Annotated in this window: 9 protein-coding genes, 1 tRNA gene and 2 pseudogenes; 7 read left to right on the top strand and 5 right to left on the bottom strand. The window is 62.9% G+C overall.

From position 1 onward, the window contains the following. The first annotated feature begins 139 nt into the window (after nucleotides 1-139). Together H2O14_RS03430 and H2O14_RS03425 are read left to right on the top strand one after the other, a co-directional pair. Nucleotides 140-1,987 (top strand): OmpA family protein, encoded by a 1,848-nt coding sequence (locus H2O14_RS03430; RefSeq protein WP_246697280.1) that lies wholly within the window; start codon nucleotides 140-142, stop codon nucleotides 1,985-1,987. A gap of 133 nt (nucleotides 1,988-2,120) precedes the next feature. Next, the gene (locus tag H2O14_RS03425; protein WP_182826519.1) at nucleotides 2,121-2,573 is read left to right on the top strand and encodes a hypothetical protein; all 453 of its coding nucleotides are present in this window, start codon (nucleotides 2,121-2,123) and stop codon (nucleotides 2,571-2,573) included. Between the two features lie 30 nt (nucleotides 2,574-2,603). Here the strand turns inward: H2O14_RS03425 and trmFO are convergent. Both trmFO and H2O14_RS03415 read right to left on the bottom strand, forming a co-directional pair. After that, nucleotides 2,604-4,021: pseudogene (gene trmFO / locus H2O14_RS03420) on the bottom strand (methylenetetrahydrofolate--tRNA-(uracil(54)-C(5))-methyltransferase (FADH(2)-oxidizing) TrmFO). Nucleotides 4,022-4,073: 52 nt separating this feature from the next. After that, nucleotides 4,074-4,463, bottom strand: coding sequence for a winged helix-turn-helix transcriptional regulator (locus tag H2O14_RS03415; protein ID WP_182826518.1), 390 nt, complete (start codon nucleotides 4,461-4,463; stop codon nucleotides 4,074-4,076). Between the two features lie 109 nt (nucleotides 4,464-4,572). Here H2O14_RS03415 and H2O14_RS03410 point away from each other — a divergent pair, with 109 nt between their 5' ends. Beyond that, a complete protein-coding gene (locus tag H2O14_RS03410; RefSeq protein WP_182826517.1) occupies nucleotides 4,573-5,688 on the top strand; it encodes an NADH:flavin oxidoreductase in 1,116 nt (371 codons plus the stop codon). Nucleotides 5,689-5,799: 111 nt separating this feature from the next. Here H2O14_RS03410 and H2O14_RS03405 read toward each other — a convergent pair whose 3' ends face one another. After that, nucleotides 5,800-5,943: a DUF1127 domain-containing protein gene (locus H2O14_RS03405; RefSeq protein ID WP_137158085.1), complete on the bottom strand. Its 144-nt coding sequence runs from the start codon at nucleotides 5,941-5,943 to the stop codon at nucleotides 5,800-5,802. Nucleotides 5,944-6,299: 356 nt separating this feature from the next. Next, nucleotides 6,300-6,443, bottom strand: a complete 144-nt coding sequence (locus tag H2O14_RS03400; RefSeq protein ID WP_182826516.1) for a DUF1127 domain-containing protein — start codon at nucleotides 6,441-6,443, stop codon at nucleotides 6,300-6,302. Nucleotides 6,444-7,302: 859 nt separating this feature from the next. Here H2O14_RS03400 and H2O14_RS03395 point away from each other — a divergent pair. Both H2O14_RS03395 and tig read left to right on the top strand, forming a co-directional pair. Further along, nucleotides 7,303-7,386: transfer RNA gene (locus H2O14_RS03395), tRNA-Leu, on the top strand. A 221-nt stretch (nucleotides 7,387-7,607) separates the two neighbouring features. Further along, nucleotides 7,608-9,100, top strand: a pseudogene (gene tig / locus H2O14_RS03390) (trigger factor). A gap of 82 nt (nucleotides 9,101-9,182) precedes the next feature. Here the strand turns inward: tig and H2O14_RS03385 are convergent. Continuing rightward, entirely contained in the window at nucleotides 9,183-10,553 is a 1,371-nt protein-coding gene (locus tag H2O14_RS03385; protein WP_182826515.1) for a M10 family metallopeptidase, read from the bottom strand. A 507-nt stretch (nucleotides 10,554-11,060) separates the two neighbouring features. Here H2O14_RS03385 and H2O14_RS03380 point away from each other — a divergent pair. Then, nucleotides 11,061-13,511: a beta strand repeat-containing protein gene (locus H2O14_RS03380; protein WP_182826514.1), complete on the top strand. Its 2,451-nt coding sequence runs from the start codon at nucleotides 11,061-11,063 to the stop codon at nucleotides 13,509-13,511. 483 nt (nucleotides 13,512-13,994) lie between these two features. Beyond that, complete coding sequence (locus H2O14_RS03375) at nucleotides 13,995-20,336, top strand: calcium-binding protein (RefSeq protein WP_182826513.1); 6,342 nt, start codon at nucleotides 13,995-13,997, stop codon at nucleotides 20,334-20,336. The last annotated feature ends 52 nt before the right edge of the window (nucleotides 20,337-20,388 follow it).

The raw sequence follows: 20,388 nt of genomic DNA, 5'->3' as shown, positions 1-20,388 counted from the left end.
GAACTGAACCGTCGGTTCAGTGTTGATAAAGGCCGGATTTCGTAAGTCTTTCGGCACGGCCCGGATGGAAACATAAAAAGGCCTCGAATCGATTGAGATTCGGAAAACAGAACAACACGAAGCGCGAGGAAACAGTCTCATGGCGTTACGACACAAGCTTTTGGCCACCGCGGCGATTCCGCTGATCGCCCTGACGGGCCTCTCCCCGGTTTGGGCGGCCACCATGCCGCAGGCGGTCATCGCCGCGCCGCAGAGCACGGATGTCGTGCAGGTCCAGTCCGAGGAAGAGCTCCTCCAGCAGAAGGAGCAGCGCCGTCAGGAGCGCCAGCAACGCCAGCAGGAAAAGCAGCAGCGTCAGCAGGAGCGCCAACAGCGCCAGCAGGAACAGGAACAAGGCCAGGGCGAGCAGCGCCAGAAGCGTCAGCAGGAGAAGCAGCAGCGTCAGCAGCAGGAGCAGGACCAGCAGCAGGACCAGCAGCGCCAGCAGGAGCGCGAACAGCGCCAGCAGGAGCGCGAACAGCGCCGGCAGGAGCGTCAGCGCCAGAAGCAGGAAGAGCAGCAGCGCCAGAACGACGCCGACACCCAGAAGGAGCAGCGCCGCCAGGAGCGCAAGCGCCAGCAGGAAGAGCAGCAGGGCCAGCAGCAGGAAGAGAACCGCAAGGATCGTAAGCGCAACAACGCCGAGGCCCAGGAAAACCGCGTCAACGAAGACCAGAGCCAGGACAAGCCGCGCAAGCGCAACAATCAGGCCGAGGACAATGCCGGTCAGGCCGATCAGGCGGAAAAGCCGCGCAAGCGCAACAACGGCTCCGTCGAGGAGGTCGAGACCCAGCGTCCGCGCAACGGCCAGGCGGACGCCGGCGAAAAGAACGGCGAACCCAAGCGCCTGCCGGTCAAGAACGGCGCGGCCGTTCTCGACAGCGAGAAGGACGCCGACAAGGGTGACGAAACCGCCCGCGAACGCCGCCGCCGCGAGCGTCAGGAGGCCGAACCCGTCCGCGCGCCGCGCTCCGACCGCGAAGCTCAGGCTGGCTTCAAGGACAAGGACGGCAAGCCGATTCGCGTTCGCCCCGCGCTTGAGGAAAAGGGTGAGCGCATCACCGGCTTCCAGGGCTATGATCTCGGCGAAGGACGCCGCCTGAACGATCGCGACAACCGCGTCATCATCAAGCTCGGCGATCGCGTGATCGTCCGCGACGACGATCGCGATCGTCTCGGCCGTCGCGGCGACACCCGCTACGAGCGCCTCGCCAACAACCGCGTGCGTGAGGTCGTGGTGCGTCCGGATGGCGTCCGCATCGTCACCGTCCGCAACCGCTATGGCGAAATCATCAAACGGACCCGGGTGGAGCGCGCCGGCCGCGAAGTGGTGATCTTCTATTCGCCGATCCTCGACGCCGGTCGCGCCGATCGCCTCTATCTGCGCGATCCCGGCGCCCGCCTGCCGCCGATGCGGTTGAGCATTCCGGTCGAGGACTACATCATCGACGTTTCCAAGGAACCGAACCGCAACTATGTGGAATTCCTGGAAGAACCGCCGGTGGAGCCGGTCGAGCGCGTCTACTCGGTCGACGAGGTGAAGTACTCGGCCCGCATCCGCGACAAGGTTCGTCGCATCGATCTCGACACGATCACCTTTGACACCGGCAGCTGGGATATCTCGATGAGCCAGGCCTCTTCGCTGAAGCGCGTCGGCGCCGCCATCAAGCAGATCCTCGACGAGGATCCGGGCGAGACCTTCCTGATCGAAGGTCATACCGATGCCGTCGGCTCCGACGAATCCAACCTCGTCCTGTCCGATCACCGCGCCGAATCGGTGGCGGAGGTGCTGTCCGACATGTTCGAGATCCCGGCTGAAAACCTGGTCACGCAGGGCTATGGCGAGCGCTATCTCAAGATCAACACCGAGGAAGCCGCCCGCGAAAATCGCCGCGTCACCATCAGGCGAATCACGCCGCTGGTGCGCCCGGTCGCCCAGGCCGAGTGACGGATCGTCCTGACTGAAAAAGCGCCGGAACGGTCTGTTCCGGCGCTTTTGCATGGGCCGTTGTTGCGCGTCGGCCCACATTCACGCAAGCTTGATCGGCTAGCCGTGAGGGTGTTGATGCTGGAGTTGGCCGATGATCTTGGCGATTTGGGTGGTGATCCTCGGGGCCGCCTTGGGTTTCTTCTACTGGGCGACCGGCTTCGTGCGCAAAAGCGAAGCCGACGAGCGGTTCGACGCCGGCCTCGCTGTGCTCGAATTCGCCCGCGCCTATCCTCATGAAGCGATCCGCAATCTCGTGATCTCCGGCGACGGCGAGATGGTGTTCCTGAGATTGTGGACCGGCGGCGCCGGATGCATGCGCCGCATCTCCAGCCGCTATCTCTGCAGCCTGATCGACGCCGAACGCGTCACGCTGTCCGCGACGGCGGATCCCAAGACGATCTCGATCGAATTCCACGATCACGCCGCCCTGACCGGCGTCTACTCCTTCAAGAGTGAAAAAGACGCCGCCGAAGTGTCGCTCTGGCTGCTGGGCTCGGTCGCCACCCGCATCGACAGGGACATGGAGCCGAGCGCCAACCTCTGAGCGCCCGGCGCTCTTTCGCGGGCTTCGATTTTAGGCCGCCGAGCGTCCTTCCGCCAGCCAGTCACGGCAATGTGCGAGCGCGCGGGCTGCGATGGCCTTGCGCTTGGCGATGGTCTTCTCCTTGCCGCGCAGCCGCTTGCCTTCCGACATCGTGGCGACGCTGCCCGGCTCCGGCTCGGGAAATAGCCCGAAATTGATGTTCATCGGCTGGAAGGAGCGCTTGCCGGGCTCTTCGTCCGTCGCCAGGTGGCCGCCGGTGATATGGCCGAGCAGGGCGCCGAAAGCGGTGGTCGCGGGCGGCGCCGATAGCGCTTCGCCCAGCCGATCCGCTGCGGCGAAGCGACCGGCGAGAAGCCCGATGCTGGCGCTTTCGACATAGCCTTCGCAGCCGGTGATCTGGCCGGCGAAGCGCAAGCCCTTGCGGCTCTTCAGCATCAGCGAAGCGTCGAGCAGCACCGGCGAATTGATGTAGGTGTTGCGATGCAGGCCGCCGAGGCGCGCGAATTCCGCATTCTCGAGGCCGGGAATCATCCGGAAGATCTCCGTCTGCGCGCCGTATTTCAGTTTGGTCTGGAAGCCGACCATGTTGAACAGCGTGCCCAGCGCATTGTCCTGGCGCAACTGCACCACGGCATAGGCTTTCACCGCCGGGTTATGCGCATTGGTCAGGCCCATCGGCTTCATCGGGCCGTGGCGCAGCGTCTCGGGCCCGCGCTCGGCCATGATCTCGATCGGCAGGCAGCCGTCGAAATAGGGCACGTGCTCCCATTGCTTGAATTCGGTCTTTTCGCCGGCGATCAGCGCGGCGACGAAGGCGTCGTATTGTTCGCGGGTCATCGGGCAGTTGATGTAATCCTTGCCCGTGCCGCCCGGCCCGACCTTGTCGTAGCGCGACTGGTGCCAGGCGATGTCCATGTTGATCGTGTCGCGATGAACGATCGGCGCGATGGCGTCGAAGAAGGAGAGGGAATCGGCGCCTGTGGCGGCGCGGATGGATTCGGCGAGATCAGGCGCGGTCAGTGGTCCGGTCGACACCACCACATTGTCCCATTCCTCGGGCGGCAACGCCGTCATTTCCTCGCGGATGACGGTGATCAACGGATGCTCGGCGATCCTTTTCGTCACGGCTTCGGCGAAGCCTTCGCGGTCCACCGCCAGGGCGCCGCCGGCCGGCACCTGATTGGCGTCGGCCGCCGCCATGATCAGCGATCCCGCCATGCGCATTTCGGCATGCAGCACGCCGACCGCGTTGGAGGTGGAATCGTCGGAGCGGAAGGAATTGAGCAGACCAATTCCGCAAGGCTGTCGGTCTGGTGCGCGTCGGTTTTGCGCACGCCGCGCATTTCGTGCAGGACGACGGGGACGCCGCGATTGGCGATTTGCCAGGCGGCTTCCGAGCCGGCCAGACCGCCGCCGACGACATGAATGGGGGAGGGATATGTGCTCATGAGGCGGCTCTTAACATGACGATCGGCAAAAAACCAAGGCGGTAAACGCGCGTCACTCGGCCGCTTGGCTGAACACGCTCTGCGCAGTGTCGTAGCTGCGCTGCGCCGAGAGGATTTCCTCCTCGTGGTCGAGCGTCCAGGCATGCAGCGCGCGAATGGGCTCCTTCAGCGAAGAACCGAGTGCCGTTATCGCATATTCGACGCCGATGGGGGAACCGGCGATGACGCGGCGGGACACCAGTCCGTTGCGTTCAAGCCGTCTCAGGCACTGCGTCAGGGCCTTCTGGGTGACCCCGTCCATCGCGCGCCGGATGTCGTTGAAGCGTCGCGGCTGCTGGCAGAGCACGGCGAGGATGAGAATCGACCATTTGTCGGCGATCTGGTCGAGGATCAGCCGGTTCGAGATGCCGGTCCGGATCGGGATGCAGGCGTCGCCGGGCATGCGGTTTCCTCCTGTATATCTGGTAGCTTCGGAGTGCGTTCTTGCTACTTGGTATACAATTTATACATAGGAGTCCACCTCCCGAGGTGCGATATTCAAAGAGGACGAAATGACCACGAAAACCGCAGAAACGCTGTTCCGGCCGCTGACCATCAAGGGCCTGACGCTGAAGAATCGAATTGTGATGGCGCCGATGACGCGCACCTTCTCTCCGAACGGCGTGCCGGGCCAGAATGTCGCCGACTATTATCGCCGCCGCGCCGAAGCCGATGTGGGCCTGATCCTGTCCGAAGGCACGGTGGTGGCGCGCCCGGCGTCGAAGAACCATCCCAATATCCCGTTCTTCCACGGGGATGCGGCGCTCGCCGGCTGGAAGACCGTCATCGACGCCGTGCATGGCGCCGGCGGCCGCATGGGCCCGCAGATCTGGCATACCGGCAGCACCATCGCCGACAAGGATTACAATCCCGAAGGCATCGAGAGCCCGTCGGGCCTGCTGGCGCCGGGCCAGCCGCGCGGCAAGGCGATGACCGACGCCGACATCGCCGACACCATCGCCGCCTTCGCCCAGGCGGCCGCAGACGCCAAGCGTCTCGGCTTCGACACGGTCGAGATCCACGGCGCGCATGGCTATCTGATCGACGAATTCTTCTGGGCCGGCACGAATGAGCGCCAGGACCAGTGGGGCGGCTCGACCATCGCCGAGCGCAGCCGCTTCGCCGTCGAAGTCGCCAAGGCCGTCCGCGCCGCCGTCGGTCCCGACTTTCCGATCCTGTTCCGCGCCAGCCAATGGAAACAACAGGACTTCTCGGTGCGACTCGCCAACAGCCCCGAGGAAATGGCAAGCTGGCTGCAGCCTCTGGTCGACGCCGGCGTCGACGTCATCCATGCGTCGCAGCGACGCTTCTGGGAGCCTGAATTCCCGGAAATCGACGGTGAAAAGGGCCTGAACTTCGCCGGCTGGGCCAAGAAGCTCACCGGCGCGACGACCATCAGCGTCGGCTCGGTCGGCCTCAGCGGCGAGTTCATCGCGGCCTTCGGCGGCGAGAGCTCCAAGCCCGCCAGCCTCGACAACCTCATCGAACGCATGGAGCGCGACGAATTCGACCTGATCGCGGTCGGTCGCGCGCTGCTCAACGATCCCCAATGGGTCACCAAGGTGCAAAAGGGTGAATTCGACGCTCTCAAGGAGTTCAGCCCGGCCGCCCTCGGCGAACTGGTCTGATCCGGCGGGCGGCGGCGCAGCCGCCGCCCGTTCCCTGAATAGCGTCCCGCAAATGCAAACGGCGCCCAATCGGGCGCCGTCGACATGATCGAAATTTGTGCTCTCGCGCGATTAGCGGAAAGAGCGAGCCGCGATGTTGCGGATCTGGTAGCGGTTCACGCCGATGTCCTGGAGCGTGTCGTTCGAGAGGTTCGACAGCTCGGAGATGGTGCGGCGATAGTTGACCCAATTGATGGCGATGCGAAGCGGGTTCATGGACGTTTCCTCTTTAGACTTTTCTCTAGCGGCCTGGCTTTCTGCCCGGCTCGAAACTTGATGTGCTCTTTATACATGCGAATAATAATAAGGTGGAGTGCGAATTATGTGCACCTGCTATGCAAATAAGCATGCATTGCACAATAACGAGGCGCGGGGCAAAGTTTCGCCACTGGTTAACGGCCGTGCGTTTCCCAAATCCGCGTTAACCAAAGGCTGGTTCTCCGGCGTTTCCGACGAAGACAGAGGAGCCGCGAGGCGCGCGCGAGCTGGGTGCTGTGCAGCGTCACGGCCATAACGCGCGAAAGCCGCCGGATCGCTCCGGCGGCTTTCGAAAATCGGATGTGTTGCGAGGCTTAGCGAACGGCCTGGCGAGCAACGCGACGGATGTCTTCGCGGGCAATGCCGAGATCGCTGAGTTCGCGATTGGTCATGCGGCCGAGTTCGGTGACGGTCTGGCGATACTTGACCCAGTTGTTGTAAGCGCGAGCGATGTTCATGATGCGGTTCCTTTTCGGTCTGGAGCGGTCCGGTTGGCCGCTCTGAATTTCATGATCCGAAGATAATGCTGCGGCGCACATGAAACCAGCGCCAATGCAGCAGTGCACCTATGCAAAAATCGCATCTCATTAACCTAAGTATCTCACAAGATTTGGCTTTTATTAATCACTTTGGCAAATCCGCGGCTCTTTTGTGATCAATTCGCCTCTTTTCTAGGCGTCGAGGCGGTTTGCGACGACCGAGACGCCGAAACTGGAGACCGAAGTCGAGATCATGTCCCCGGCGGCGGCGATGGATGAGAAGCGCGCCGATCCGCGCATGAGGAAACATGCGATCGCGGTATCCGAGGCAAATCCGGCCGGCGTTCGCTCCGGTCGCGACCAGTCGCCCCCAGAACGCCTTCCAGGCGCGCAAACGACTGCGAGCCCCGGAATCAAAACGCCCACCGGGGGAGGAGGTCCGGTGGGCGTCGTTGGATTTGACCGACGACTGGGAGGAGGAGTGTCGTCAGTCACATCGGGGCGCGTGGGAGGAGGAGATCGCGACCCCGAATTCGATTCACCCTTGCGGGAGGGCAGTTGCGCTTGCGCGCCGACGTATTGCCAATCCGTCTCGTCAGGTCCGCCCTGTCGTTGAAAGAGAGAATAGTATGACAAATCTCTTTTTTGCAGCGCAAAAACTCAGGGGCGGTATGCTGTCCTTGCATGGCTTTCCGGAAGACCAGCCATGGAGCCATTTTAGTAAGCTCTGCTTTACATTGTGTAAAAGCCGGGCCGATTACGGATCTTTTTTCTTTCCATGCCGAAAAGCGGGTGCTAAGGACGCGCCCAAGACGCCGCTCGACGCGGTGTATGTGATGCGGGTGTGGCGGAACTGGTAGACGCACGAGATTTAGGTTCTCGCGCCAAAAGCGTGGGGGTTCGAGTCCCTCCACCCGCACCAGCCTCTGGCGGAATTATATGAAGCGGGTTCTTTCCCGCACAATCGGCATGCACAGGCGAACGGCACGGAAAAGACGGGAACTCCGGCTCTCCCGGCCCATTTTGCTTGCAAAAGGACTCGAATTTGCATAAAGCGCTTTTCCGGCGGATGAGCGGTGGAGTTCATCTACAACGAGAGGCTGGCGCGTTCTGCTGCGCCGCCGCGATTATGAAGGTAGGAACATGCAGGTTATCGAAACGCTCGCGGACGGGCTGAAGCGCGAACTCAAGGTCGTCATCCCGGCCAAGGACATGGAAGCTCGGATGAACGAGCGGCTTGAGGAAGTGAAAGGCCGCGTCCGAATCAACGGCTTTCGTCCCGGCAAGGTGCCCTTCGCCCATATGAAGAAGATGTATGGCAAGTCGGTGATGGCCGAGCTGGTCAACGAGATCATTCGTGACCGGCCGACCGAAATCCTCACCGGTCGTGGCGAAAAGTCCGCCACCCAGCCGGAAATCGCCATGACGGAAGATCAGGCGGAAGCCGACAAGATCCTCGCCGCCGAGGCCGATTTCGAATTCACCCTGTCCTACGAAGTGATCCCGCCGATCGAACTCAAGGACATGAGCTCCATCGCCGTGACCCGCGAAGTCGTGGAAATTCCCGACTCCGAAGTCGAAGAGCAGATCCTCCGCATCGCCGAGAGCGCCCGCAGCTATGCCGACAAGGACGGCGCGGCTGAAAACGGCGACCGCGTGACCATGGACTACGAAGGCAAGCTCGACGGCGTTCCCTTCGACGGCGGCAAGGACGAGGGCGCCGAACTGGTGATCGGCTCCAACCGCTTCATTCCCGGCTTCGAAGACCAGCTGGTCGGCGTCAAGGCCGGCGACGAGAAGGTCATCAACGTTTCCTTCCCGGCCGACTATCCCGCCGCCAACCTGGCCGGCAAGGACGCCACCTTCGACATCAAGGTCAAGGCCGTCGCTGCCGCCGAAGCGCTCGAAGTCAATGACGAGCTCGCTTCCAAGCTCGGCATCGAATCCGTCGATCGCTTGAAGGAAATCGTCCGCGGCCAGCTGGAGAGCCAGTTCGGCACGGTGACCCGCCAGAAGCTGAAGCGCCAGCTGCTCGACCAGATGGACGCGCTCTACGCCTTCGACACCCCGGCTCGCCTCGTCGACGCCGAGTTCGAGCAGATCTGGCGTCAGATCGCCTCCGATCTCGCCCAGTCCGGCAAGACCTTCGAAGACGAAGACACGACGGAAGAAAAGGCGCGCGAAGAATATCGCAAGCTCGCCGAACGCCGCGTCAAGCTCGGCCTGGTTCTCTCCGAAATCGGCGAAAAGGCCGGCGTCGAGGTGTCCGAGGACGAACTGAACAAGGCGCTCTACGCGCAGATGCAGCAGTTCCCGGGCCAGGAAAAGGAAATCATCAAGTATTTCCGCGAAACGCCCGGCGCCATTGCCGGCCTGCGCGCCCCGATCTTCGAAGAAAAGGTCGTCGATCACCTGCTGACGCAGATCTCGGTCACCGACAAGGTCGTCACCAAGGAAGAGCTGATGGCCGACGACGAGGCTGAAGCCTCTTCGGAAGACAAGGCTGAAAAGCCGAAGAAGAAGGCGTCGAAGGCGGAAGCCAAGGCCGAAGAGGCCGGCGACGAGGCCGTCGAAGCTGCGCCGAAAAGAAGGCTGCGCCGAAGAAGAAGGCCGCCGCCGAAGACGCCGGCGAATAAGCTTCGTCTTTACTCTCTATAGAATCGGAAGGGCCGCCCGGATGTCGGGCGGCCCTTTTCGTTTGCTCACTCTGCGACGCCGTCAGAGGATAAAGGAGCCGGAGTCGAGTTGGGCGATTTTGGCGCCGGCCACCACCAGGGCGTCGCCGCCGCCGAAATCGAGCACCACGCCATAGTTCATCTGTTCGAAATGTTGTTTCAGCGCCGCAAAGGACTTAATGTTGAAATCGCTGAGATCGATCAGATCGGCCCCTCCGAAATCCTGCACTCGGTCGCGATCCCAGCCCTTCTCGAACACGAAGACGTCAGCGCCGCCGCCGCCGACCAGGACGTCTTGATCGCCGCCGCCCATCAGCCTGTCGCCGCCATCGCCGCCCCAGAGCCGATTTTCGCCCTGATTGCCCCTCAGCACGTCGTCGCCCGCGCCGCCCTTGGCGTTTTCGATCAGCGAACGCTCATCCTTCTCGTGAAGGAGGGCGTTGTAGATATTGCCCTTGGCCAGCCTGGACGGATTGTCGAAATCGAGATGCGCGCTCTGGCTGCGACTGAACCGCGATTCCTCACCGGGCCGCAGGTCGATGGTCACATCGTTTTTGTAGGCGCGGAGATCGTAGGTGTCCACGCCGCCGCCGTCCCAGATGGTTGCGAAGATCCGGTTGGCGCCGGGCTTGAAGGCCGCGTCTCCATTGACGATGGTCGCGCCGCTGTCGGGTCTCCAGCGATAGACGGTGTCGCCGCCATTCGTCGAATAATCGGCGCCATACAGATGCTGCAGAGCGGCGATGTCCGCCATCATGAAGCTCTGCGGATAATCCCACACGTCGTTGGTGTAACCCGCCGTCGTCGAAGCCCCGGTGTAGCTCCGGTAAGACATCACCGAATATTCGAGCGAATCCAGTCCGCGCGCCATTTGTCCGAAGCCGTTGCTCGCCTCATGCGGGTGTTTGAGGCCGAGCGCGTGTCCCGTTTCGTGAATGACGGTCAGATAGGCGTAGTTGCCCATTCTGGCGTTTCCGTAGTCGAAGTTGTCGCCGAACCAGACATCGCCGCCGCTCGAATGGTTGCTCGGATAATAAGCATAGGCGGTTGGATTGGCGGAGGTGGAATCGGCGTAGCGTATATCCGACTTGGCGTCGGATCCTTCGGCGATTCTAAGCTTGGTGAAACCTTCGACCGAGAAACCGTCATTGGCCTTGCCGGCATAGGATTGGTCCAGAGTGTAACGCGCCGCCGATCGGATGTTCTGCTCTACCGCGCCGAAACCATGGTTCTTCTCACCGCCGTAGCTATAGTCCGACGCCTTGTCGGGAAAAGCGTAGAACAACGCGTCGCCTTTCCATTTATATCCGCTCAACACACCGTCGATGATATTCCGTCCGGTTCCCCCGACAGACGTGGCTCCTCCCGCCGCCGGGGACGTGGAGATCGTCGACATCAAGTCCGAATTGGCCATGTTCAATTCCTCGTTAGGTTCAACCCAGTGTTGTTTGCATGTTCCGAAGAAGCGGGGCGAATCTTCTCTTCCGTGAAGCTTGTCACGCTTCTGCGCCATCTGACAACGCGCATCCGCGGGCGGGCTCCCACCGACAAGGCGGAGGTGTCACGACCCCTATACTCTATATCCCGCCATGTTCAGGTAGATCGAAGCTCGTCCTTTCGCGGCGATGTGCGTTGAACTTGCGTCGGTCGAGAAACGCCATGCGCCGACACTTCAGGCGTCCGGGCTGTGCTTAATTTAGGTCATAATGATAAAATAACCGCCACTCATTGCGTCTGAATCGTCGCCGTGTGTAAATCAGTTTATTAAAATCCTAGGCGGCAAAAATGCTCTTCACTAAGTGAGCCTTATTGAAAATATTGAAGAATTTTAATCGCGACATGCTTTCTAGTACCTATACGGTAAGTTTTAAGTAATCATTCCCGCATACGATGCCCCCAAATACGCAAAAGGGGCTGTATCATGGCGATTAGAAGTAAGACCGTAACTGTCAGTAGCCTGGCCGAGGTCACTGGCACCTCCAAGTCCGAAATCATTCTCATCGACTCCTCGGTCTCCGGATCGCTGGATTTGGCGGGCGGCACCGACAGCCTCGCGCTGGACGGCTCCACGAACAAGCTTACGCTCACAAGCGTCGAAACCGTCAGCGGGGGCGCTGGCGATGACGACATTACGTTCGCAACGTCGCAGAAGGCGGTTGTCGATCTCGGGGGCGGCGACGACGAACTGACCTTGACGGCGATCTCGACCGTCAGCGTGGCGAACATCGAAACCTTGACGGGCAGCACCGGCGCCGACAACGTGACCTTCACCGCCGCCGCTCGCGGCGTCGAAGTGAACATGCGCGGAAGCAACGACAAGGTCACGCTCGGCAAGTTCAACAACACCGTTTATCTCGAAAAGGTCGAATCGATCGTCGGCGCCGCCTCTTCCGACATCGTCTATCTCGACGGCGCCTATAACAGCGGCAAGATCGACCTCGCCGCCGGCGACGACAAGCTCATCATCGACGAGAACGGCGCGACCGTGACGATCTCGAACGTCGAGACGGTGATCGGCGACGAAGCCGACGACAAAATCACGCTCGGCCTCGTCACGAAGAAGATCAACCTCAACCTCGGCGCCGGCGACGATACCGTCATCATGGCGAAGGGCGCCAACGCGATCAGCGTCAAGGGCGTGGAAAACATCACCGGCAACACCGGCGTCGACGCCGTGACCTTCACCGGTCGCGCCTATGACGTCGAGGTCGATCTGGCCGGCGGCAAGGACAAGGTCGTGCTCGGCTCCTTCGCCAACGAACTGACGGTCTCGAACGTCGAAACCATCGAAGGCGGCAGCAAGGACGACAGCGTCACCGTCGACGGCGCGATCAGCGGCACGGTCAAGCTCGGCGCGGGCGACGACACTCTGACGCTCGACACCGACGGAGCCACGGTTTCGGTTTCCGACATTGAAACGATCGTCGGCAAGAGCGGCGACGACACGGTGATCTTCACCGGCGCGGCTAACCTCGCCATCAACCTGGCCGGCGGCGACGACACGATCACCCTCGCCAAGGCGCTGAACACCCTCACCATCTCCAACATCGAAACCGTCAACGGCGGTCTCTCCAACGATGTCGTGGTGGCCTCGACCATCCTGACCGACGCCGTGATCAAGCTCGGCAAGGGCAACGACTCGCTGACGCTCGGCAACTTCCAGAACTCGCTGTCCGTCGCCGACATCGAAACGATCACCGGTTCGAACCAGAACGAATATATCAAGCTCACCGCCGGCATCACCGGCGGCTCTTATGATTTGGGCGGCGGCTCGGATACGCTGGACCTTTCGTCCGGCGCGGTGAGCCTCACGGTGTCCAACACCGAAACCATCACCGGCGGCGCAAAGATCGAGCGCGTCACCCTCGGCAACGCAGCTCAGGGCGTGTCCATCGACCTCGGCGCGGGCAAGGATCAGCTGACCCTCGCCAATGCGACCAACACCGTCACCGTTGAGAATGTCGAAACCATCACCGGCGACGCCGGAGACGACAAGGTCATCGTCGAGGGCGCGTCCGCGGGCGTCACCATCGACCTGAAGACCGGTAACGACGTTCTGGACATCAGCGCCGCAGGCGGCACATTCACCGTTTCGGGCGTCGAGCAGATCACCGCCGGCGTTGCGACGAATGTCGACGTCATCACCCTTGGTTCTCAGCTTTCCGGCACGATCGATCTCGGCGGCGGCATCGACAAGCTCACGCTCGGCGGCTACCTCAACACGGTGACGCTCGCCAATATCGAAACGGTCATCGGCGGAAAATCGGCCGATATCGTCGTCGCTTCGGATGTCGCCGATTACATGGTGCTCGACCTCGGCGTGGGCGTCGACACGCTCGACATCTCGGCCACGCTGTCGGCCGGCACGTTCAGCGTCACCAATGTCGAATCGATCATCGGCGGCGGCAATGACGACATCGTCGCCGTCTACGGCGCGATGAAGACCACCACCCAGATCAATCTGGCCGGCGGCGCCGACACGTTGTCGCTCGACAATGCGACGGGCACCTTCTCGGTGATGAACGTCGAAACCGTAACCGGCGGCGCGTCGGTTCAGTCGATCATCGTCGCCTCCGACATGACCGGCGGCACGATCGACCTCGGCGCCGGCAACGACACCGTCTCCTTTACCGGATCGAGCCACGCGACCGCCACAGTCACGAACGTCGAGACCATTTCCGGCGGCGCAGGCGATGAAACCATCACGCTGGGCGGCGCATCCGCCGTCACCGGCGCGACCATCAGCCTCGGCAACGGCGACGACACCGTCATCTTCTTCGGCCAGCGGCGGCACGATCACAGTCAACGGCGTCGAAACGGTTACCGGCGCGGCGGGCTCCGACTCGGTCGTCTTCGCGACGATCGTCGATGATCGCCTGGTCGATCTCGGCGGCGGCGCCGACAAGATCACGCTCGGCAACTTCCTCAACACGCTCACGGTGGACGAAGTCGAAACCATCGTCGGCGGCAAGAGCGCTGATCTCGTCTATGTCACCGGCGCAATGACCGGCGGATCCTACGATCTCGGCCTCGGCGTCGACCTCGTCGATCTGTCCGCTACGTCGTCCGACGCGACGCTGTCGCTCAGCAATGTGGAAAGCGTGGTCGGTTCCGACAACGGCGACAGCATCACCATCCTGACCGCCCAGAGCGTTCTGACGATCGATCTCGACGACGGCGACGACACCCTGACGCTGAATGCGGGCGGCACCGCCACGATCAGCAATGTCGAAACCATCGAAGGCGGCGCGTCCACGGACGTCGTGGTTCTCGCTACCGCGGCTGACGGCGCGAGCGTCGATCTGGGCGGCGGCAACGACTCCTGACCCTGTCCAACAACGCCAACTCGCTGACCGTGACGGATGTCGAGACGATCACCGGCAACGGCGACAGCGACTATGTGATCATCGACAGCGCCGCATCCGGCTCGACCGTCAATCTCGGCGCCGGCTCCGACACGCTGGAAGTGTCCAACGGCGGCAGCTTCACGATCTCCGGCGTCGAAACCTACACCGTCACCGGAACTTCGGTCGACCTCGTCACCCTGGCGGGCGCCGAAACCGGCATGACCCTGTACTTCGGCGACGGCGCCGACAAGCTGACGCTCGCCGCTGCAGGCGCGACGGTCACCGTCGACTCGATCGAAACGATCACCGGCGGCGCGTCCATCGACATCGTCACCCTGCTCGACACCGAGACCGGTGCGACCATCGACCTCGGCGCGGGCGCCGATGCGATCTATGCCGACGGCCCCGGCGGCGTGACCCTTACGGTCGCCAATGTGGAAGTCATCAGCGGCAACACCGGCGATGACGACGTCATGGTCACCGGCACGGCGACCGGCATGTCGATCAACCTCGGCAACGGCGACGACATGGTCGAATTCTCCTCGACCGCGGCCACCGTCACCCTGGAAGGCGTGGAATCGGTCGTCGGCGGAGCCGGCATCGAAGTGATCACCTTCACCGACGAGCGCGACGGCGACTATATCGACCTCAAGGCTGGCAACGACGCGATCGTGCTCGCCAGCGCTGCGAACTCTCTGACCATCGCCAATGTCGAAACCATCACCGGCGGACGCGACGACGACTACGTCGTTCTCGACGGCGCAACCACGCTCACGGGTGATTTCGGCCTCGGTTCGGACACGCTTGACTTCCTCTCCAGCGGCACTGTCACCGTCTCCGGTCTGGAAACGCTGACCACGACCGGCGCGAACAACCAGGATGTGACGCTGAGCGCTTCGGCGACCGGCCTGACCGTCTACTTCGAGGGCGGCGTCGACAAGCTGACGACCTCCAACTTCGGCGCGACGGTGACCCTGGACGGCGCAGAAACCATCACCGGCGGCTCCGGCAAGGACAAGATCACCTTCAGCACCGACGTCGTTGACGGTTCGGTCATCGATCTCGGCGATGGCGTCGACAGCGTCACGGTCGCGAGCGGCGAATATCTGCTCATCACCGTCGCCAATGTCGAAGCGATCACGGGCGTCGGCACGGCTGCCGACGAAATCCATGTCATAGGCAACTCCGATGGCATGACCATCAGCCTCGATGCCGGCAGTGACGTCGTCTACTTCGACGACGCCAACGTCACCGCGACGCTGACCGATGTCGAAGTCGTCCACGCCAGCAACAGCGTCGAAGTGCTGACCTTTGCGAACAGCATCGCCATGGCTGTCGATCTGGAAGGCGGCTCCGACTCGATCACGCTCGCCTCCGCCGGCAACACGCTGACGGCGACGGCGGTCGAAACGATCAACGGTTCTTCGGGCATAGACCTCATCTCCCTGGGCGGCGTCTATGACGGCGGCTATATCGATGGCGGCGCGGGCGCGGATGTGCTCGACTTCGACACCAACAGCGCAACGCTGACGATCGCCAACATCGAAAGCATCGCGGATGCCGGCGGCAACGACGTCATCACCGCGGCGACCGTGATCAGCGGCATCAACCTCGATCTCGGCGCAGGCAACGACTCGCTGCTGCTGACCGTCGGCGGCAACAACTTTAGCGTCACCGGCATCGAAACCGTCACCGGTTCTTCGGGCATCGACTCGATCATCATGACGGCCACCGATCAGCTGACCATCTCGCTGGTTGAAAACGTCACCGGTTCTTCCGGCAAGGACGACCTGATCGTCGTCGGCGCGGCGACCGGCCTGACGGTGGACCTGGCCGCAGACGACGACCAGATCACCTTCGACGGCACGGGCAACGTCACCGCGACGCTGTCCAACATCGAAACCATCGTCGGCGGCGCGTCCAGCGAAGTTCTGACGATCCTCACCCAGGTGACCGGCGGCGAAATCGATCTCGGCGGCTCTGCGGCAGACAAGCTGACGCTCGGCAACTTCGCCAACACGCTCTCGGTCGCAAACATCGAAAGCGTGGTCGGCGACGCCGGCAACGACGTGATCTACACCTCGGCGGCTGCCGATATGGTCCTCAACCTCGCTGGCGGCACCGATACGCTTACGATCGAGCAGGGCGGCACCATCACGGCGTCTGGCATCGAAGTCGTCACCGTCACCGGCACGAACAGCGACAACATCATCCTGTCCGGCGCTGAAGCCGGAATGGCAATCTACGGCGGCGCGGGCATCGACACGCTGACCACGTCTTCGCTCGGCGCGACGCTGACGGTCGACGACATCGAAACCATCACCGGCGGCGCGAGCATCGAAATCGTCACGCTGGTCGACGGCGAAGCAGGCGCGGTGATCGACCTCGGCGCCGGCGACGACACGATCAACGCCAATGCGGGCGCTTCGGCGGGTATGACCATCACGGTCGCCAATGTCGAAACGATCAACAGCGGCGCTGAAGACGACAAGATCACCGTGACCGGCGGTCATACCGGCATGGTGATCGACGGCGGCGCGGATGACGATTGGGTCATCTTCGACGCGACCGCGCACACCACGGCAACGCTGACCAACGTCGAAACGATCGAAGGCGGCGCGAGCATCGAAGTCATCACCCTCGGCTCGGGCATGACCGACCAGGTCGTCGACCTCGGTGGCGGCGACGACATGCTGACGCTGGCTGCTGTGAACAACAGCTTCACCGTCACCAATGTGGAAACGGTCGTGGGCGTGGCCGGCGATGACTACATCATCGTCGACGACGCTGCCGATGGCACGTTCTCGCTCGGCGCCGGCGCCAACACTCTGATGTTGAACGACGGCGGCACGGTGACCGTGAGCGGTGTGGACACCTTCACGGTGGCGGCGGGCTCCAATGTCGACATGGTCGTGTTGAGCGGCGCTGAAGCCTCCGGCAAGTACTACTTCGACGGCGGCGACGATGCGCTGACCACCAGCAACAGCGGCGCGACCTTGACGGTCGATGCCGTCGAAACGATCACCGGCGGCACGGGCGTCGAAATCATCTACTTCGAAGATGGTGTGACCGGATCCTACATCAACCTCGGCGCCGGCATCGACGAAGTCACGCTCGTCGGCTCTACCGCCGGAACGTTCACCGTCGAGAATGTGGAATCGGTGTTCGGCAATGCAGGCGACGACGTCGTGACCGTGAAGGGTCTGAGCCAGGGCATGACCTTGGAGCTCGGCGGCGGCACCGGCGACAGCGTCGACTTCACCAATGCGGCCGCGACTGCGACCCTGTTGGATGTCGAAGCGATCACCGGCGGCGCGAGCACTCAGGCCATCACCATCAACAACTCGGTGGCTATGGCGATCGACCTGCTCGGCGGCGCAGACGCTCTGACCTTGGTCGGAAGCGGCAACACGCTGACGGTGAGCAATGTCGAGACCGTCACCGGATCGGCCGGGGTGGATCTCATCACCCTCGGCGCTGCCTATGAAGGCACGTTCGACGGCCAGGGCGGCAACGACTCGCTGACCACGGCTGCAGGCGGCGCGACCATCACGCTCGCAAGCATCGAAACGGTCACCGGCGCGGCGGGTGATGATCTCATCACCTTCAGTGTCGCGGCTTCGGGCGTGGAAATCGACCTCAAGGCCGGCGCCAACTCGGTGACGCTCGCCAACTTCACCAACTCCATCAACGTCACCGACGTCGATGTGGTGACGGGCGGCACGGGTACGGACACCATCGTCCTCGACGGCGCCCAGACGATCACGGTGGCTTCGGTCGAAACCGTGACCGGCGGATCCAGCGAAGTCGACAAGGTGTATGTCAACAGCGGCTCGACCGGGCTGACGATCGATCTCGGCGGCGACGCCGGCGACAACGTGGTCTTCGGCGACTTCAACGTGACGGCCACTCTCGACGGCGTCGAAAGCTTCGTCGGCGGCGCGAGCATGGACATCATCACCATGCTGAGCGGCATCACGGCGCAGCTCATCGATCTCGGGGCCGGCAACGACTCGCTGACCCTCGCTGCAGCGCCCAACACGCTGACGATTGCGGGCGTCGAAACGCTCGTCGGTTCCTCCGGCGCCGACACGATCACCTTGTCGGCGGCCTATACCGGCGGCAATCTGGACGGCGGCGTGGGCATCGATAGTCTGACGCTGGCTGCCGCCGGCGCCACCGTCACCGTGTCGAACTTCGAAACGGTGACCGGCGGGGCCGCCAACGACCTCATCACAGTGGCCGCGGCGGCGACCGGCGAGCTCTACACGCTCGGCGCCGGCGACGACAAGATCGTCCTCGGCAACACGGCGAGCGACATCTCGATCATCGCGGTCGAAAGCGTGGTCGGCGGCACGGACATCGACGTCATCCGCCTCGATGCGGCGGCGACGGTCACCATGGCCAATGTCGAGACTGTGGTCGGCACGACCGGCGACGACAAGATCGTTATCACCGGCGTGGCGACGAGCCTCACCCTGGGCCTCTTCAACGGCTCCGACACCGTCGACTTCTCCGCGGCTGCCGTGACGGCGACCTTGGACAGCGTCGAAACGATCATCGCCGGCGGCAGCACCCAGGTGCTGACCATCGTCGACCAGATCGATGCGGCAATCGACCTGCTCGGCGGCAAGGATAGCCTGACCTTGGCCAATGGCGGCAACACGCTGACGGCGTCCAACATCGAAACGATCACGGGCGGCACCGGCGCCGACCTGATCAAGATCGCGGCGGCTCTCACCGCCGGATCGATCGACGGCAAAGCCGGTACCGATGTCCTCGACATCTCGACGGCGGGCGCCACGATCTCGGTCTCTGACGTCGAAAGCATCGTCGGTTCGGCCAACAAGGATGTGGTGACATTCTCGACGGCAGTGGTGGGCGACGACTTCGATCTGGCGGCGGGCCGCGACAAGATCGTGCTCGGCGACTTCTCCAACGACATCACCGTCGCCAATGTCGAAACGATCACCGGTGGCACAGGCGTGGATCTCGTGACCTTCGCCCAGGCCGTCACGGCGCTGACGATCGACCTCGGCGCCGGCTCCGACAAGCTGACGCTGGATGCGGCCCTGGGCGCCACGATCACGGCGGCCAATGCAGAAACCATCACCGGCGGCTCCGGCAACGACCTCGTCACCATCTCTTCGGGCGGCGCGGAACTCATCGACCTCGGCGGCGGCACGAGCGATCGTCTCTCCTGGTTCGACGCGGGCTTCACCGGCACGGTGGCCAATGCGGAAAGCCTGGTGGGCGGCTCCGGCGCCGACATCGTGACGATCTCCGGCGCTGCGGCGCTGGCGTCGGCGGACTTCGGCGGCGGCAATGACAAGATCATTCTCGACAACGCCACCAACGGTCTGACGATCGTCAGCATCGAAAGCGTCACCGGCGGCACCGGCGACGACACGGTGACCATCGGGGACGGCGGCGCTTATGGCGGCTGGTTCGACTTCATCTCGGGCGGCGACAAGCTGATCGCGAATGACAGCGGCTCGGTCTTCACGGTGTCGAATGTCGATACGGTGACCGGCGGAACGGGCTCGGATGTCGTGACGCTCGCGGGCGGCACCGGCGGCATCTTCAACCTGGGCTCCGGCAGTGACACGATCGTGATGGGAGCCTATGACAATACGGTCACCATCTCGGGCGTCGAAACCGTCACCGGCGACACCGGCGCGGATACGATCAGCGTCACATCGTCCTTCACCGGCCGCGTATCGCTGGGTGGGGGTACGGACTCGATCACCTTCAGCGCTGCCGCAACCGGCACGTTTACGGCGGTCGAGCTGATCACGGGCAGCGGTTCGGCCGACACCTTCACCCTGACTTCGGGCTATTCTAGCTCGACGGTCGACGGTGGAGCGGGCGCCGACACGGTGATCCTCTCGGGTGACACCACGGATGTGACCTTCACCAACGTGGAAACCATCACCGGCTCGACCCGCATCGACGAAATCGTCACGACCGGCTCTCAGGGCGCGGTGGTGTCCCTCGGCTCGGGTGGAGATATCTTCACCTCCGGCGCGGCGGACGACACTGTCACCGGCGGCGGCGGCCTGGACGAGTTCCACTTCAATGTGACGACGAACGCCGGCAATACCGACGTCATCACGGACTTCGCAGTGGATACCGACGTGATCTACCTCGAGGGCGGCTCCGGCTCGCTGACCTATCTCGGCGACAACAGCGGCTGGACCTCCAGCGGCGCGGCGGAAGCCCGCTTCGTCACCGCGACGAAGCTGCTCGAAGTCGACACCAACGGCGACGGTTCGGCGGATCTCAGCATCAAGCTGTCGAACATCACCGCCGGCAAGCTCAGCGAAACCGACATCAGCTGGTCGGTGTAACGGGCGAAGCCTCGAATTAAGGGGAGGGCGCGGAGCGATCCGCGCCCTTTTC

Source organism: Rhizobium sp. G21 (genome assembly GCF_014158035.1).
Lineage (GTDB): Bacteria > Pseudomonadota > Alphaproteobacteria > Rhizobiales > Rhizobiaceae > Rhizobium_E.
This window is presented reverse-complemented; position numbering and strand designations above follow the sequence as displayed.